The 16,057-nt window shown below is 58.9% G+C and carries 19 protein-coding genes and 1 tRNA gene; 3 read left to right on the top strand and 17 right to left on the bottom strand.

What is annotated here, in order from left to right:
* Window positions 1-142: 142 nt before the first annotated feature.
* Window positions 143-217: transfer RNA gene (locus tag BTE54_RS01870), tRNA-Thr, on the top strand.
* A gap of 187 nt (window positions 218-404) precedes the next feature.
* On the opposite strand, the gene BTE54_RS01865 is transcribed toward BTE54_RS01870, so the two are convergent.
* The 17 genes from BTE54_RS01865 to BTE54_RS01785 all read right to left on the bottom strand — a co-directional run bounded on the left by BTE54_RS01865 (window position 405) and on the right by BTE54_RS01785 (window position 14,016).
* A complete protein-coding gene (locus BTE54_RS01865) occupies window positions 405-1,346 on the bottom strand; it encodes a flagellin (protein WP_065654466.1) in 942 nt (313 codons plus the stop codon).
* Window positions 1,347-1,586: 240 nt separating this feature from the next.
* Window positions 1,587-2,549 carry a flagellin gene (locus tag BTE54_RS01860; protein WP_078051263.1) on the bottom strand — a complete coding sequence of 321 codons (963 nt, stop codon included), beginning with the start codon at window positions 2,547-2,549 and terminating at the stop codon, window positions 1,587-1,589.
* A 408-nt stretch (window positions 2,550-2,957) separates the two neighbouring features.
* A complete protein-coding gene (locus BTE54_RS01855; protein WP_065654464.1) occupies window positions 2,958-3,878 on the bottom strand; it encodes a flagellin in 921 nt (306 codons plus the stop codon).
* 372 nt (window positions 3,879-4,250) lie between these two features.
* On the bottom strand, window positions 4,251-4,988 hold the full coding sequence (fliP, locus tag BTE54_RS01850) for a flagellar type III secretion system pore protein FliP (protein ID WP_059760555.1): 738 nt from the start codon (window positions 4,986-4,988) through the stop codon (window positions 4,251-4,253).
* Window positions 4,985-5,485, bottom strand: coding sequence for a flagellar basal body-associated FliL family protein (locus tag BTE54_RS01845; RefSeq protein WP_065654462.1), 501 nt, complete (start codon window positions 5,483-5,485; stop codon window positions 4,985-4,987). The genes fliP and BTE54_RS01845 overlap by 4 nt, the downstream gene beginning before the upstream one ends.
* A 28-nt stretch (window positions 5,486-5,513) precedes the next feature.
* Window positions 5,514-6,233: a flagellar basal body L-ring protein FlgH gene (gene flgH, locus BTE54_RS01840; RefSeq protein WP_078051262.1), complete on the bottom strand. Its 720-nt coding sequence runs from the start codon at window positions 6,231-6,233 to the stop codon at window positions 5,514-5,516.
* Complete coding sequence (locus BTE54_RS01835; RefSeq protein WP_078051261.1) at window positions 6,230-6,766, bottom strand: MotE family protein; 537 nt, start codon at window positions 6,764-6,766, stop codon at window positions 6,230-6,232. Before BTE54_RS01835 ends, flgH begins: the two co-directional genes overlap by 4 nt.
* Window positions 6,763-7,884, bottom strand: coding sequence for a flagellar basal body P-ring protein FlgI (locus BTE54_RS01830; protein ID WP_078051260.1), 1,122 nt, complete (start codon window positions 7,882-7,884; stop codon window positions 6,763-6,765). Before BTE54_RS01830 ends, BTE54_RS01835 begins: the two co-directional genes overlap by 4 nt.
* Window positions 7,881-8,369, bottom strand: a complete 489-nt coding sequence (flgA, locus tag BTE54_RS01825) for a flagellar basal body P-ring formation chaperone FlgA (RefSeq protein ID WP_078051259.1) — start codon at window positions 8,367-8,369, stop codon at window positions 7,881-7,883. The genes BTE54_RS01830 and flgA overlap by 4 nt, the downstream gene beginning before the upstream one ends.
* A gap of 20 nt (window positions 8,370-8,389) precedes the next feature.
* A complete protein-coding gene (gene flgG / locus BTE54_RS01820; protein WP_004432499.1) occupies window positions 8,390-9,178 on the bottom strand; it encodes a flagellar basal-body rod protein FlgG in 789 nt (262 codons plus the stop codon).
* A gap of 18 nt (window positions 9,179-9,196) precedes the next feature.
* Window positions 9,197-9,532, bottom strand: coding sequence for a flagellar hook-basal body complex protein FliE (locus BTE54_RS01815; RefSeq protein ID WP_020811276.1), 336 nt, complete (start codon window positions 9,530-9,532; stop codon window positions 9,197-9,199).
* Window positions 9,529-9,948 carry a flagellar basal body rod protein FlgC gene (flgC, locus tag BTE54_RS01810; protein WP_004432501.1) on the bottom strand — a complete coding sequence of 140 codons (420 nt, stop codon included), beginning with the start codon at window positions 9,946-9,948 and terminating at the stop codon, window positions 9,529-9,531. The genes BTE54_RS01815 and flgC overlap by 4 nt, the downstream gene beginning before the upstream one ends.
* Window positions 9,949-9,951: 3 nt before the next feature.
* A complete protein-coding gene (gene flgB / locus BTE54_RS01805) occupies window positions 9,952-10,344 on the bottom strand; it encodes a flagellar basal body rod protein FlgB (RefSeq protein ID WP_078051258.1) in 393 nt (130 codons plus the stop codon).
* Window positions 10,345-10,515: 171 nt separating this feature from the next.
* The gene (locus tag BTE54_RS01800) at window positions 10,516-11,079 is read right to left on the bottom strand and encodes a hypothetical protein (RefSeq protein WP_143240687.1); all 564 of its coding nucleotides are present in this window, start codon (window positions 11,077-11,079) and stop codon (window positions 10,516-10,518) included.
* A 3-nt stretch (window positions 11,080-11,082) separates the two neighbouring features.
* Window positions 11,083-12,489: a flagellar protein export ATPase FliI gene (gene fliI / locus BTE54_RS01795; RefSeq protein WP_078051257.1), complete on the bottom strand. Its 1,407-nt coding sequence runs from the start codon at window positions 12,487-12,489 to the stop codon at window positions 11,083-11,085.
* 11 nt (window positions 12,490-12,500) lie between these two features.
* Window positions 12,501-13,235 (bottom strand): flagellar basal-body rod protein FlgF, encoded by a 735-nt coding sequence (gene flgF, locus BTE54_RS01790; protein WP_065654457.1) that lies wholly within the window; start codon window positions 13,233-13,235, stop codon window positions 12,501-12,503.
* Window position 13,236: 1 nt separating this feature from the next.
* The gene (locus tag BTE54_RS01785) at window positions 13,237-14,016 is read right to left on the bottom strand and encodes a DUF1217 domain-containing protein (protein ID WP_035263933.1); all 780 of its coding nucleotides are present in this window, start codon (window positions 14,014-14,016) and stop codon (window positions 13,237-13,239) included.
* Window positions 14,017-14,202: 186 nt separating this feature from the next.
* On the opposite strand from BTE54_RS01785, the gene motA reads away from it, so the two are divergent.
* Both motA and BTE54_RS01775 read left to right on the top strand, forming a co-directional pair.
* Window positions 14,203-15,075: a flagellar motor stator protein MotA gene (gene motA / locus BTE54_RS01780; RefSeq protein ID WP_020010426.1), complete on the top strand. Its 873-nt coding sequence runs from the start codon at window positions 14,203-14,205 to the stop codon at window positions 15,073-15,075.
* On the top strand, window positions 15,072-16,031 hold the full coding sequence (locus BTE54_RS01775; RefSeq protein ID WP_065654455.1) for a FliM/FliN family flagellar motor switch protein: 960 nt from the start codon (window positions 15,072-15,074) through the stop codon (window positions 16,029-16,031). The genes motA and BTE54_RS01775 overlap by 4 nt, the downstream gene beginning before the upstream one ends.
* The last annotated feature ends 26 nt before the right edge of the window (window positions 16,032-16,057 follow it).

Raw genomic sequence — 16,057 nt, 5'->3', positions numbered from 1 at the left:
TCTGAAAAATGTATTTTTCAACAGGGGGCACGCTTTTTTGCCTCGCTTGATGAAGAATATCGTTTTGCGACTTGCGCTCGTCAAAAACCTATGGCAATAGGCCGCCACGCTTGATGCTGAAGCAAACGCTTCGGCACCGGATGCTGCTATAGCTCAGGGGTAGAGCACTCCCTTGGTAAGGGAGAGGCCGAGAGTTCAAATCTCTCTAGCAGCACCATTTCTCTCCAAAGTTTCAAATGTTTACGCGGTTGTTGAACCGGTCGCCTGCAGCGGTTGATGCATGCGCGCGCCACGCATTTCGCGGCAAATGGAAAACCGCGCCCCTTGCGAAGCGCGGTTTCCATATCCGAATATTCTGTTGCTGCCAGAGCGGGACGAAACCGCCCGTAGCCATCGGGCGCCGCTTACTGACGGAATAGCGACAGGATATTTTCGGAACTGGTATTGGCGATGGAAAGCGACTGGATGCCCAGCTGCTGCTGTGTCTGCAATGCCTTGAGGCGTGTTGATTCTTCGTTCATGTCCGCATCCACCAGGCGACCGATGCCACTGTCGATGGAGTCGGTAAGCTTGGAGATGAAATCTTCCTGCAGACCGATGCGCATCTTGATGGAGCCGAGGGCGGAAGATGCGCTGCTGAGCGACTGAAACGCGGTTTCGACATCGGTGAGAAGATTGCCGATGGTGTAGGTCGGCGGCGTTGCGCTATCGAAAAGCTTGAGATCGATGTCCCATACGGAAATGCCCGAGGCTACGCCGGCCTCTCCGATGATGCCTTTTGTGGTATCGAGCGTTGCGGGCGTGCCGGTCAGGCCAAAAATCACATTGGGTGTTTCCGTCGCGGTCGTCGTGTCAACAAGGGTATAATCGGTTTTCGTAACGTTGACGGAACCGCTGCCGTCACGGACAAAGCCGGAAACGACGGTCTTTGCGCCGGTGCCCAGCAACCAGTTTTCGCCGCTGAAAGATGCGCCCTGCGCAATCGATTCCAGCTGCTTTTTCAGCTGGTCGATTTCTTCCTGGATCTTCGTCTTGTCGACGCCCTCTTCAGTTGCCGCGACGATTTTCGATTTGATTTCTTTCACGACTTCGACGGCGCTTTCCATTGCGGAATAAGCGACATCGATCTTCGCAGCACCCAGTCCCAGTGCATCCTGAACCGCGGAAAGGGCCATGTTGTCCGAACGCATGGTGGTCGCGATCGACCAGTAAGCGGCGTTGTCGGAAGCCGTTTTAACGCGCAGCCCGGAAGAAACTCTGGATTGCGTCTCTTCGAGCTGGCCGCTGATCGCACGCAGTGTCTGAAGCGCCGACATGGCGGCGGTGTTTGTCAGAATACTTGTCATAATTGCCCCTCTGAGCTGGCTAAATGGGAAGGGACATTCCGGGATCGCCGGAAACGACAACGCGGCGTGATGCCTGTTAACCTCTTTTTCGTCTTGGTTAACGAGTCGTTTCGATGGCCTGATTTAGCGGTGATTTGGTTAATGAAGTCTTAATCAAGAAATTTCTAAATTTTGCAGTCAATTGCACAAACAAAAACCGCGCCTTTCGGCGCGGTTGATTTTTTCGCTTTCGGTCTTCGATTAACGGAAGAGCGACAGGATGCTTTCGGAGTTGCTGTTGGCGATCGAGAGAGCCTGAACGCCGAGCTGCTGCTGGGTCTGCAGGGCCTTGAGGCGGGTGGACTCTTCGTTCATGTCAGCGTCCACGAGGCGGCCGATGCCCTTGTCGATGGAGTCGGACAGCTTGGAAGCAAAGTCTTCCTGCAGGCCGATACGCATGGAGAGCGAGCCGAGCTTGGCTGCGGCGCTCGTCATTGCCTTCAGGGAGTTTTCAACCAGCGTCAGTGCTTCGGCCATGTTGGTGGCGCGGTCTGCGGCTGCATACTGGGTGATGTCCAGTGTGTAGACGGACTGGGCGGCGACGGTCGTGAACGTTCCGGTCGTGCCGAGAATACCGCTCGTGTCAGGGGCGCCCGTGGCGTCAACCGAACCGAAAAGAGTGTTGCCGGTTGCGGTGTTGTCGAGGGCGTATTTCGTGGTCGTGACGTTAACGGCACCGCCGGTGGAGCGAACGAAGCCAGCAACGACCGACTTGTCCGGGTCCGTGCCGGGCGTGGCAGCGCCGAGGGTCGAAGTGCCTACGAGCCAGTTTTCGCCGTAGAAGGATGCGCCCTGTGCGATCGATACGAGCTGGTTCTGCAGCTGATCGATTTCTTCCTGAACCTTGGTGCGGTCGACGCCTTCTTCAGTTGCCGTGACCAGCTTTGCCTTGATTTCCTTAACGACTTCGATTGCCGATTCCATACCGGCAGAAGCGGTGTCTACCTTGGCGGCGCCGAGGCCGAGAGCGTCGGAAACCGAGGAAAGCGCCATGTTGTCGGAGCGCATGGTGGTCGCGATCGACCAGTAGGCAGCATTGTCAGCAGCTTCGCCAACGCGGAGGCCGGAGGAAACGCGTGCCTGGGTGGATTCCATGTTCTGGCCGATGGTGCGCAGAGTCTGGAGCGCAGACATTGCTGCGACATTGGTAATAATGCTCGTCATAGTAGTGTGCCCCTTGAATGGCTGATTAAAGAAGGGACATTCCGGTTTCACCGGGAACGGCGCACAGCATCATGCCTGCTAACTGGCTGATTTTTAACGTTAGCTCGCCGTTTCGATGAGCTTAGGTAACGCCAGTTTGGTTAATGAATTGATAAGCGGGAAAAGAAAATCAGCATTATGAAAATTCAAAATTACAACTCTCGCGCGTGCGCGCGCGTATCCCGAAATATTTAAAAAAAAGATAAGGCCGCATCCTTATTCGGGATGCGGCCTGTCTGGTGCATTCGGTTCGATTCAGCCTATCGAACCTTTATGCTTTCTGCCCGGATATGCATTTGGTCAGCCCCCGAATGCATGTGGGAAGAAAATGGGTCCCCCAGCCCCGAAGGGCTATGAGAAGCTCAGCTCTTAGCGGAAGAGCGACAGGATGTTCTGCGAGTCGCTGTTGGCGATCGACAGAGCCTGAATTGCCAGCTGCTGCTGCGTCTGCAGAGCCTTCAGCTTGGTGGACTCTTCGTTCATGTCGGCGTCGACGAGGCGGCCAACACCCTTTTCGATGGTGTCGGACAGCTTGTCGGCGAAGTCGGTCTGCAGGTCGATACGTGCAGACAGCGAACCGAGCTTGGCGCCGGCGCTGGTCATCTTCGTCAGAGCGGTTTCAACGGAGTAGAGGGCGTTGTCGAGATCGTCGGTGGTGACGTTCATGTCGAGAACGGAGATCTGGGTGTAGGTCTTGGCGCCGACAGTCGTCGTCGCACCGGTGGCGTTCAGGATGCCGGAGTTGGCGTCGATCGTGCCGGGCGTAGCTTCCGTGTAAAGCATGGAGTTGGCGTCGAGAGCGTAGTCCGTCGTCTTGACACTGACGTTGCCGCTGGCGTCACGAACGAAGCCGGAAACAACCGTCTTGGTGGCGTTGGCGCTGGAAACGAGCCAGTTTTCACCGTTGAAAGACGCGCTCGTGCCGATCGACTTCAGCTGGTCGAGCAGCTGCGTGACTTCTTCCTGAACCTTGGCCTTGTCAACGCCCTGTTCCTTGGCGGCAACGACCTTTGCCTTGATGTCGGTGACAACCTTGATGGCGGCGTCCATACCGGCAGATGCGGTGTCAACCTTGGCAGCGCCCATGCCCAGTGCGTCAGATACTGCACCGAGAGCCTTGTTGTCCGAACGCATGGTGGTCGCGATCGACCAGTAAGCAGCGTTGTCCGAAGCCGAACCAACCTTCAGGCCGGAAGAAATGCGGTCCTGCGTGGTCGACAGGTCGGAAGCGATGGAACGCAGGGTCGAGAGAGCGGCCATTGCGTTGGTGTTGGTGAGAATGCTTGCCATAATAAATGTGTCCCTTGTTTTTACGAGATACTGGAGTGGGGACATACCGGGTTTGGTATTACCGGTCGCAACGTTTCGGCTTCATGCCACTCGGTTCGGAAATGCTTAGTTTCAGAAACCAAACCCGCTGCGTGTAGAAAGAAACTCGCAGCGAAAAATTGCCCAATTATTAATTTGAGCGCCAAGAAATATTGGAAAATACTTATAGTTACTTTTTGATTTAGTTAAATGGTAATTTTTTTATTGAAAAATATAGTTACCAAGTCGCCATAAAAACTGGTAACCAAAACGTAAAAACGCGCAAAACCCGCGTAGCTGGGCACGCGGGGTTAAAAAACAGGGTTAACGGGTGTCAATCAGGCACAGAGGCCGTCAGTTGAACGATCTGACGAGACTGCCGACCAGCAGGTTCCAGCCGTCGATCAGCACGAAGAACAGGATCTTGAACGGCAGCGAAATCGAGGTCGGCGGCAGCATCATCATACCCATTGCCATGGTGATGGTTGCGACGATCAGATCGATGACCAGAAACGGCAGGATGATGAGAAAACCGATCTCGAAACCGCGCCGGATTTCCGACAGCATGAAGGCCGGAACCAGCACACGGTAATCGACGACATTGTCGGTCATCACTTCCTGGCCGCGCTCGCGGGCGATGTCCACGAAAAGCTTCAGATCCTTGTCACGCGTATTGGCGTTCATGAAGGTGCGGAAGGGCTCGGCGATGCGCTGCACGGCCTGCTGTTCGTTGATCTGGTTCTGCAGAAGCGGTTGCACGCCGTCGGTCCAGGCTTTGTCGAAGGTGGGCGACATGACGTAGAAGGTCATGAACATCGCCATCGACAGCAGGATCATGTTGGACGGGGTCGAAGCCAGTCCCATGCCGGATCTGAGGATCGAAAAGGCGATCACGAAGCGCGGAAAGCTCGTGACCATGATCAGGATGCCCGGCGCGACCGAGAGAACCGTCAGCAGGCCGAAGGTGCGGATGATCCATGCCGCGACGGAGCCGTCTATCTGCGTGTTGAACAGATCGGACGGGAATTGCTGGGCACTGGCAAGACCCGGCAAGGCAAGGAGGACGGCGATGGTTACAAGAAATCGAATCATTCGATGACAAAGGTCCGGAACATGACCTTGGATACGCGCCCTTGAGAGCGCAGGTCAACTCGTTCCTGAATGTCATCCTTAAGATATTGAAAGCCGCGCGGCCCTTCCAGCTGCTGAAGGGAAACGGTACGGACATAGGCCATGATGTCCTGGTGTATTTCTTCCGCGAGACCCACCTCGACCGGCCCCTTGAACATCAGCGCCACTTCCAGCCGCACCCAGTTCGTCGAGGGATAGGCGAGGTTGGTGGTAATGGGATCGAGCTGGACGATGCCGTTGGCCTCGGCCGAGATTTTCTCGATGCCCTCTTCCTTTTTCTCGCCGTGTCCGCCGGCGGCAGCCGGGGCATGCGCCTCCGCGCCGGCGATCTTCGGCGCGATCATGCCGCCCACCAGCCAGCCGCCGCCCGCGCCGAGCAGGGTGAGGATCGCAACGCCTGCGATGGTCATGACCAGAGGGGAGGATTTTTTCTTGCCCTCAGCCTGTTCGTTTTCCATGGGTCAGTCCCGTTCCCGTGTGCCGAGGTCAGAGCGGCGAGAACAGGTCGACGACCTGTTGCCCGACCGGGGGCTGCTGCACTTCCGTCAGACGTCCGCGACCGCCATAGGAGATGCGCGCTTCGGCGATGCGCTCGTAGGAGATCATGTTCTGCGCATCCACATCCTGCGGCCTGACGATACCGCCGACATTGAGGATGCGGATTTCGTGGTTCACGCGCACTTCCTGCGAACCGCTGATGATGAGGTTGCCGTTTTCCAGAATGCCGGTCACCACGGCGGCCACCAGCAGCGTCAGCTTTTCAGAACGCTTGGTCTTGCCCTTTGCCTGGGTGTCGGTGTCGGAACCGTAATTGATGCTGGAATCCGCATCCGGCGTCCATCCCAGAATCTGAGCTTTGGCCTTCCAGTTCAGCCCACTGGAATTGGTGCGGTTGCGCTCGGTCTCGTTGTCGAAGTCGGCCTTGTCGTTGATCTGGATGTTGACGGTCAGGATGTCGCCGATGTTGAGCGCGCGCAGATCCTTGAACAGGGCGCCCTGGCTGTCGCTCCACAGCGAATAGCCGCTCGCCATGTGCTTCGGCTGCTTCGGATACATGCCCATCTGCGGCGTCTGGCTGAATTGCAGGCCGCTGCCGATCGGGCTCATCGCGGGTGCGTTGCCGATTTCCTTCAGGGTCTGGTTGTTCTGGCAGCCGGCAAGCAAGGCGAGCGGCAGGAGGAGGGCCGGAAGACGACGCGTGCTCATGAAGGATCCTTCGAAGTGTTTTTATCGGTTGCCTGCGACATGATGCCGGCGACGACGGCGGCCTTCTGCGCATCCATCTCGCTGAGGATGAGGCCCGACTGGCGCGGGGGCAGCTGCATGATGATGGCGGCCGCTATTTCCACATGCATCTTTTCGAGCTGCGGCGCGGCGGCATCGGCCTTCATCGTCTTGTAGATATCGACGAGATTGCTTTTCGCCTGATTGAGGAAATGTTCGCGGCGGGCCAGCCAGTCCTCATATTCCGCCTTGCGGTCTTCCAGCACGGCAATGCGCTCATTGACGTCGGACTGCAGCTTTTCCAACTCCTGCTTTTGCAGCAGATAGCGCTGGTCGCGGGCCGCATCGGCGATGTTGGTGCAGAATTTCTGGATTTCATCCTGCGTGCTGAGTTCCGAAACCACGTTCTGCTGGCTTTCCGCGCCAGCAGCGGGAAGCAGGAAAAGCAGCGAGGCGACGGCCGCGAAGCGGACAAGGCCGTTCGGGAAAGAGTTGTTCTTCCGAGTTTCCATCATTGCAGCACAAGCTCCGCCTGAAGGGCGCCGGCGGATTTGATGCCTTGCAGAATGGCGATGATACCGTCCGCCTTGAGCCCGATGCTGTTGAGACCGGCAACCAGCGTGCGAAGGTCAGGCCCTTCGACGATGGCAACCTTGCTGCCTTCCTGCAATGCCATGATATCCGTCTGCGGCTGAACGGCCGTCTGGCCGCGTGAGAAGGGCGCCGGCTGGATGACCTGCGGCGTTTCCGTTACCTGCACGGTCAGCGTTCCGTAGCTGACGGCGACGCGGGAGATGCGCACATCCGCGCCGATGACGATCGTGCCGGTGCGCTCGTTGATGACGACCTTGGCCGGCGTATCCGTTTCCACGGTCAGGTTTTCGATTTCCGCCATCAGCCGGGTCAGATCCGCGACACGGGGCTTCTGCACCGCGATTTCCTGCGAATCGCGCGGCTCGGCGATGGGATCGCCATAACGGGCGCGCGCAAACGCGTTGACGACATCCGCGACGCGCACCGCTGTCGAAAAATCGGGATTGCGCAATTGAAGGACCAGATTGACCGAATCCTTGAACTTGGACGGCAGTTCCCGCTCGATGATCGCGCCGTTTGGCACGCGGGCGGAGGTGGTGACGCCCTGCGTCAGCGTCGCGGCATCCCCCTGTGCCGAAAAGCCGTTGACGATCAGCGCACCCTGGGCGACCGCGTAAATCTGGCCGTCCGCGCCGGAAAGGGAGGTCATGATGAGCGTGCCGCCGCGCAGCGACGAGGCGTCGCCCAGCGAGCTGACCGTCACGTCGACACGGCTGCCGGGGCTGGCGAAGGGCGGCAGATTGGTCGTCACCATCACGGCGGCGATGTTCTTGGCGTTCGACTGGCCGCCCTGCGTGGTGATGCCGAGATTCTGCAGCATCGCGCGCATGGATTGCTCGGTAAACGGCGAGGAGCGCAGGCTGTCGCCCGTGCCCTGCAGGCCGACCACGAGACCGTAACCGATCAGCTGGTTGTCACGCCCCGCCTGCAGCGATGCGATATCCTTGATGCGGGATGTATCCGCGTGGGCTGCCGGAACGGAAAGGAAGGGCTGGGCCGAAAACAGAATGGCCGCGGCCAGAATACGAAGCACTCTCATTTCGCCATCACCTGAATGGTTCCGTCCTTCATGACCGTGCCGTTGACGATGACGCCGGAATCGATGTTGCGCACCCGCACGATTTCGCCGAGCGAGCCGTCGGTCATCGGCGTTCCCGAAGCCATCAGCGTCATGTTGCCGATGGTGAAGAAGAGTTTGACGCTGGTGCCGCGCACCACAAGCGAGGGTTCGCGCAGGGCGGCAACGGGGATCGTGCGTCCGGGAAGCAGGGTCTGCTTGGAGATCATGCCTTCCACTTCGCTGATATCGCTCGCATAACCCGAGGAAATATTGGGATTGGTCACTTCCACCGGCTTTACCTGTTCGGGCGTGATCGTCTCGCCCGGATAGATCGTGCGGGTGGGAACCAGCGCCATCGGCGCCTGGGCAAGAGCGGGCGTCAGGGCGCCCAGTGAAAAGGCAGACGCAAGGCATATACGGACGAGCGCCGTTCTGCTGCTGCTATGTTTCCGGCCAAACCTCATGTTCGCCTGCCTTTCCGTTCTTACTTCAGGTTCTTGCTGACAATCGAAGCCATTTCGTCAGCGGTGGTGATGACCTTGGAATTCATCTCGTAGGCGCGCTGCGCCGTGATGAGGTCGGTGATTTCCTTGACGGCGTCGACGTTCGAGCCTTCGAGATAGGACTGCTTAATGTAGCCGTAGCTCGGATCGTCAGGCACGCCGATCACCGCGTCGCCGGAGGCCGGCGTCTGGGCGAAGAGGTTGTCGCCGAGCGGCTTCAGGCCGGCTTCGTTGGCAAAGTTGGCGATGGTGAGCTGGCCGAGTTCGGTGAATTCCGTGGCATTGCCGATACGGGCGGTCACCTGGCCCGTGCGGGTAACGGTGATGTCCTGCGCATCGGTCGGGATATTGATATTCGGAATGACGTTATAGCCATCGATCGTCACCAGATTGCCATCGGCATTCTTGTTGAAGGCGCCGGCGCGGCTGTAGAGCGTCGAACCGTCCGCCGCCTCGATCTGGAACCAGCCCTGGCCGATGATCGCCACGTCCAGCTTGTTGCCGGTCTCGATCAGGTTGCCCTGGGTGTGGATGTTGCGCACGGCCGAGGTCTGCACGCCGAGGCCGATATTGGCGCCTTCGGGCACGATCGCCTGGTTGGCGCGGTTCGGCACGCCCTGCATGCGCTCGGTCTGGTAAAGAAGATCGGTGAACTCCGCACGCGCGCGCTTGTAACCGGTGGTGTTGATATTGGCGATGTTGTTGGCGATGACTTCCAGATTGGTCTGCTGGGCGTCCATACCGGTGGCAGCGATGGCAAGAGCTCTCATGTCAATATTCCTGCTGGGCTAGATCTGCATCTTGGTAATGTCGAGATAGGCCGACACGATCTTGTCTCGGAGCGCGATGGCGGTTTGCAGCGACTGTTCGGCCGAAAGCATGGCGTCGACCACTTCACGCGTATTCGCCTTGCCCTGAATGCCTTCGAAGGAAGCGACTTCCGCCTTCTTCAGATTGTTCATCGCATCCACCGAGATATTGCCGAGAACGCTGGCGAAGCTTGCGCCCGTCTGCTGGGCGGGCGTCGTCTGCTCGCTGCCGAACACGCTTTCCGTCAGTGAGGAAATGCCGCTTGCGCCGCGGGTGAGCGAAAGGGAACTGACTTGCTTGATACCGTCGATCATTGCGATGCCTTCAGAAGGTCGATTGTGGAGGCGACGAGGTCGCGTGTCTGGCGGATGACCTGAAGATTGGCGTCGTAGCTGCGGTTTGCTTCGCGCATGTCCGCCATTTCGATCAGGATATTGACGTTCGGCATCTTCACCATGCCATTGCTGTCGGCGGCCGGGTTGCCGGGATCGTACTCGTTGACGAAATCGCCACGGTCGACGCCGAGCTTTTTCACCGTCACGCGTTCCACGCCGCTGACGCGGTCCAGCTCGGAACCGAAAGTGATGGTCTTGCGGCGATAGGGGTCGGCGCCGGGGGTGTCGCCGGTCGATCGGGCGTTGGCGATGTTTTCGGAGACGATGCGCAGTCGCGTGGACTGCACTTCCAGGCCGCTGCCGGCAATCTTGCTCGCCGCACTCAAGGGATCCATGGCTTACCTCTTAACCGTCATCAGCATCATGCGATGGAAGGATTTGACGAGATTGGCGTTCAGCTCGTACTGCCGCTTGATCTCGCCGGTCTTGGTCATTTCTTCCGCAAGCGCGACCGAATTGCCCGATTCCTGCATGCCGATCTCGTTATTGACCGGGTTGTCGCGCACCGCGATATTGTCGCTGAGTGTGCTCTCGCCGAAGTGGGCAGGGTTGGTCCTCACCATGCCGACCTGCTGGCTGGTGGCCTGCATGACCGCTTCGAAAGGGCTGACATCCTTGGCGCGGAACTTGGGTGTGTTGGCGTTGGCGATGTTGGTCGCCACGACTTCCTGCCGCACGCTCAGCCATTCCGCTTGGCGGGATGCCAGATCGAACAGTTGAATCGGTTGCATAGACTTCTCCATCTCGTATGGCCCGAACCTACGGGGCTAATCTTGCGTCAGACTTGCGGAGAGGGGAGAAGGCGTGGAACGGCGCAAGACGCCGATATGGATGCGGCCTGCCAAAAACAAAAAAGGCGCGCCGGCAGATGCGGCGCGCCTTTTGAACCAGAGAAAAATCTTTTATTTTTCAGGACGATAGGTCTTGCCGAAAGACGTCTCTATCAGCCATTCGCCGTTGCGCTGTTCGATCTTCGTCAGCAACGCATTGTCCGGCAGGGTCGAACCGACCCTCACCATATACATGCCCGAACCGTCCTCGATCAGGGCGCGCCCGTTGGAAACATGCAGCAGACGGAAGGAGGTCTGGCCGGGGAACGGTTGGTCCTCGATTCCGGCTGCCAGATTGTTCTGCTTTTCCTTGCCGCCTGCGTTCACGGTCGCCGTCGTCAGCATGTCGGGCAACTCCGCCGGCGGCGGGGTGTCTTCCTTGTTGCGATTGGTCATGGCCATCGGCGAAACGCTGAAGACTTCCCGCGGGCCGGTATGTGGCAGATCGCGGGTGCGGTCGCCGCCCGCCACTTTCATGCCGAACTTTTCTTCGTTGAAGAAAACGTACCAGGGAAAGAAGGCTGCTGCGGCAGCAAGCGTAATGCCTGTCCATGCGAGAATACGGTCGGGCGTGAAGAAAGCGGGCTTGGGCAGCACGTCTTCATCATGGCTATCGTTGGTCCGTTTTTTCTTCACGGGTCAGCCTCTCGCTCTGGGAGTTACCTGCGGCTGACCGTTCTGCGCGCCGCTCCGCAAGGCGGTCGCCAGATCAGCATAGGCATCCTGCGCCGCCGGTTCGTTCGGCAGCTGCTTCAACGTTTCGTAGATGATCGGAACCTGCTTCACCGCCATGTCGAGATCAGGATCGGTGCCGGGCCGATAACCGCCGATGAGGCGAAGATCGCGCGTTTCCTCGAAGCGATGCACCAGCGCCTTGAGGCGCGACACCAGCTTTTCCTGATCCGGTGTCCAGGCCTTCTTGGCGAGACGCGAGATCGAGGCGAGCGGATTGATTGGCGGGTAACGGCCTTCTTCGGCAAGGCTGCGGTCAAGCACGATATGGCCATCGAGAATACCGCGCGTCGAATCGGCAATCGGGTCGTTGTGATTGTCGCCATCCACCAGAATGGAGACGATGGCGGTGATGGTGCCGGTGCCTTCCGCGCCCGGTCCCGCCCGCTCCAGAAGGCGCGGCAGTTCGGTGAAGACCGAGGCCGGATAGCCGCGCGCCACCGGCGGCTCGCCCGAAGCGACCGCCACTTCGCGGATGGCATGGGCAAAGCGCGTCACGCTGTCGATGATCAAGAGGACATTGTCGCCCTGATCGCGAAAATGTTCGGCGATGGTGACGGCGGAAAGCGGCGCCATCTTGCGCAGCATCGGGCTTTCATCGCTTGTCGCAACGACGGCGATGGACTTGCTCATATTCTCGCCCATCGTGTCTTCGATGAATTCGCGCACTTCACGGCCGCGTTCGCCGACAAGAGCAATCACCACCTTGTCGAAGGCGTCTGCCTTGGCGAGCATCGACAGCAGCGTGGATTTGCCCACACCGGAACCGGCGAAAATGCCGAGGCGCTGGCCGAGGCAAAGCGGCGAGAAGATATCGATTGCCCGCACACCGGTCTTGAAAGGCGTTTCCACCCTTTTGCGCGTCATCGAGGGTGGCGCATTGTTGGAAATCGAACGGCGCTCGATGCCGGAGGCCAGCGGCCCCTGGCCGTCGATGGGTTCGCCGAGCGCATTGATGGTGCGTCCGCACCAGCTGTCGTCGGGCGAGACGCGGAAGGCGCCCTTGCGGATGACGGTGTCGTGAATGCCGATCGGCTCGCCGGGCTCGATGGGGCAGACATAGCAGATGTCCGGCTCCACGCGCACGACTTCGCCGAGATGAATGCCGGTCGCGCTGCGATGGGCGACGAATTCTCCGAGCCGCACATGCCGTGACAGGCCGGAAACCGTATAGTGCCCGGCGGCGATGGTGCGGACATGGCCGCCATGCGCCACCGAGAACTCAGGATCGGCATAATGCCCGGCAAGGCTGGCCAGCTGTGCGAGCTTCGGTGAAATGGCGTCAGCCGAGAGCATGGATTCCGGCATTGTCATTACTCAGTTCCTCAACGCGCGCCGCCAAGCGTCTTGATGCCTTCGCCGAAGGTCGATTCGGTATCGCGCATCAGCGAGGAGATGCTTTCAAAGGCGCGGTTGACCTGGATGAGCTGGGTCATCTGGGAAATGCCATTGACGTTCGACTGTTCGAGATAACCCTGAACGACGCCCACTTCATGATTGTTGACCACCGGAACCGGCTGGGCTACCGGCTTCACGCCGCTATTGGGATGACGCAGGAACCCTTGCGAGAAATCCGCCTGGAAGATGCCGAGGGTGGCGACGATGTTTTCGTTCTGCCGGATGGCGCCATCGAGACCGACAGTGATCGGGCCGCCATTCGGGTTGAGCTGGATCGGGCCGCCGCCGGCATCGAGAACGGGATAACCGTTGGAGGAGATGAGCGCGCCGTCCGGACGCATGGTGAAGCGGCCGTCGCGGGTCAGAATCTGGCCATCGGGCGTATCCAGCGAAAACCAGGCGTCGCCCTTAATGGCGAAATCGAAGGAGTTGCCGGTCTGCTCGAAAGCGCCCTGACGGGTGGAAAGATAGTCGTTGCCCTGCGAAACGAAAGCCACCTTGGCATTCATGTCATTGTGGTTCTTGGCGACCATTTCGTCGAATTTCACTTCGGAGCCGCGGAAGCCGACCGTGTTCACATTCGCCATATTGTCGGAAATGGTGGTGAGACGGCGCTCAAGCGCGATCTGCGAGGACAGGGCGACGTATAGTCCGGATTGCATATCATTTGCCTCCGAGTTTCAGGGAGTTGATGGAGATCAGCAGGTCCGGGGAAATGCCGTAGCCGCTGGAGGAGCCGAAAACGGCAAGAGGATCATAGGTCGTCGAGGGGTTTTGCATTTCCCACATGATGGTGAAACGCTCGAGCAGCTTGCCGACCTTTTCGGGATCCTGCAGATCCTTGATATCGATGGTTTTTTCGATGAGCGCCGCCTGTTTGTCGACATCGGCGGCGGCAAACTCGTCGGGAAGGTTGTAGGCCGTGCGAAACACCTGCGCGAGCGCATCGTCCGCCAGAAAGTCGAGGCCGGATGTAATGGTTGACGCCTTGCGTTCGAAATAAAGGGCAAGCCGGACGCCGTTATTGTCGTCGCCCGCTTCCTGTTCCAGCGTCTGGCGGGTGTATTTGCCGATGACGCCCGATTTGGCGGCCTCGGTGGAGGTCGCCGCGGCCCCCAGGCCGGCAAAATCCAGCGACTTCGCAAAATCCGCATAACGGCTGTCGGAGAGCTTGTTGGCGAAGGCGTCCTTGTCCGAGGTGCCTTCCGTCAGCACCTTGCGGATGAAGGCCTTCGCATAGGCCATATCCTCGAGCCCGTGGGCCTTCAGCGCGTAATTGTAAAGGCGCGTATCGGCCATGAAGTCGTCGATGGATTTCACATCGCCGATCTTCGCGCGGTAATATTCGGTCTCGCGCGCCACGTCGGGCTGCTCCGACACACGCTCAAGCGATTTGCCGATATCCTGACTGATCAGTCTGTAGCTGGTGTAGGTGGAAGTCACTGAACCGCCGCTCTCGTTTGATCCCGATCTCAAGGCGCACGTCCGCCTTTGCCGGCATAGTGCCGTGGCTTGCTTGTGCGAAACTGGCTGGAGGCGGCAGCGCTGGAGAGGCTTTGCGGACAGGTTCACGCAAGCCACATTTTTTAGACATGGGGGCATGGAACACTGTTCGGGCGTGGTCGATCAATGAATATTGTAATTGGACTTATAATCACCTTCGGCTGCATCATCGGCGGCTATATGGCGATGGGCGGTCATCTGGACGTGCTGGTTCAGCCGTTCGAATTGATGATCATCGGCGGCGCCGGTCTCGGCGGCTTCATCATGGCGAACCCCATGAAGGTCGTGAAGGACTCGGGCAAGGCGCTCGGCGAGGCCTTCAAGCATTCGGTCCCGAAGGAGCGAAACTATCTCGACGTGCTCGGCGTGCTTTATTCGCTGATGCGCGATCTGCGCACGAAATCGCGCAACGAGATCGAGGCCCATATCGACAATCCGGAAGAATCCTCGATCTTCCAGAGCGCGCCCTCGGTTCTGAAAAACAAGGAACTGACCTCGTTCATCTGTGACTATGTCCGCCTCATCATCATCGGCAACGCCCGCAGCCACGAAATCGAGGCGCTGATGGATGAGGAAATCGAGACCATCCTGAACGACAAGCTGAAACCCTATCACGCGATCACCACCATGGGCGATTCTTTCCCCGCCATCGGTATCGTCGCGGCGGTTCTCGGCGTCATCAAGGCCATGGGCAAGATCAACGAATCGCCGGAAGTGCTGGGCGGCCTGATCGGCGCCGCACTCGTCGGCACCATGCTCGGCATCATCCTGTCCTATTCGATCTGCAACCCGCTGGCGTCCCAGGTCAAGATCGTCCGCACCAAGCAGCACCGCCTGTACATCATCGTCAAGCAGACGCTGATCGCCTACATGAACGGCTCGGTGCCGCAGGTCGCGCTCGAATACGGCCGCAAGACCATCTCCAACTACGAGCGGCCGTCGATTGACGCCGTCGAACAGGAGATGATGAACCCCGGCGGCGAAAACAAGGCGGCATGACGATGGCAAAAGCTGCAGCACAACAAGCACCCGCCATCGACACCGCCCTTCTCGCAAAATTGACGGGTGGGTTGTCCGACCGCAAGACGATCGCCAAGATCGGTTCCGATATCGGCCATCTCTACAGCGAATTCCTGCCTGATATCTTCCACAGCGAGACCGGCATCGCCATCGACGTCGAATATGTCGGCTCCGAATCGGGACTGATGACCGACCTGATCGCCAATGTCGGGCGCAACGTCGCGGTTGCCGATTGTTCCCTGCGCAACTGGTGCCCCAATTTCATGATGACGGTCGGCAACGGCTTCGTCATCGCGCTCATGGAGCGCATGCTGGGCGCGTCGCCGGACATGATCGGCGAACCGGACGAGCGCAGCCTGTCCCATATCGAGCTCGACCTCGCGGCCATGGTTCTTGGCCGCATCGCTGGCGTCCTGCGCTCCGGTGTCAACGCGCCGGGCGGTTTTGAAGCGACCATTGAGCCGCCCTTCAATTCCAACGGAAAGAGCGCCTTCGACGAGATGATCGCCGGCCTTTACGGCGTGACCATCCGCATGAAGATCGTTATCGGCAAGGTATCCTCGGAATTCTCGCTGATCGTGCCGCAGCGCCCCCTGCTCAAGACCTCCATCGTTGCCCCCAAGGCTTCAGCCCAGGCGCTGAAGAAGCAGGAGGAATGGATGGAGATGATCTCGGAGCAGGTGAAGCGGTCGCAGGTCACGCTCGAGGCGCGCATCAAGCTTGAAACACTGACGCTCAGGACGATTTCCAAGCTGGTGGCCGGTGATGTCATCCCGTTCCAGGCTCTGAAGCAGGACGATATCGGCGTCGAGGTCAGCGCCAACGGTTCCAAGCTCTACAATTGCGAATTCGGCAAGTCCGGCGACCGGTACATGGTTCGGGTGAAGAACAATGTCAGCACGGACGACGAGATCTTACGACATTTGATGGGTTAAATCCTGCCTGGCCTTTTCGGGTTCTG

This window comes from Agrobacterium sp. YIC 4121 (assembly GCF_002008205.1).
Taxonomy (GTDB): Bacteria; Pseudomonadota; Alphaproteobacteria; order Rhizobiales; family Rhizobiaceae; genus Agrobacterium; species Agrobacterium leguminum.
This window is presented reverse-complemented; position numbering and strand designations above follow the sequence as displayed.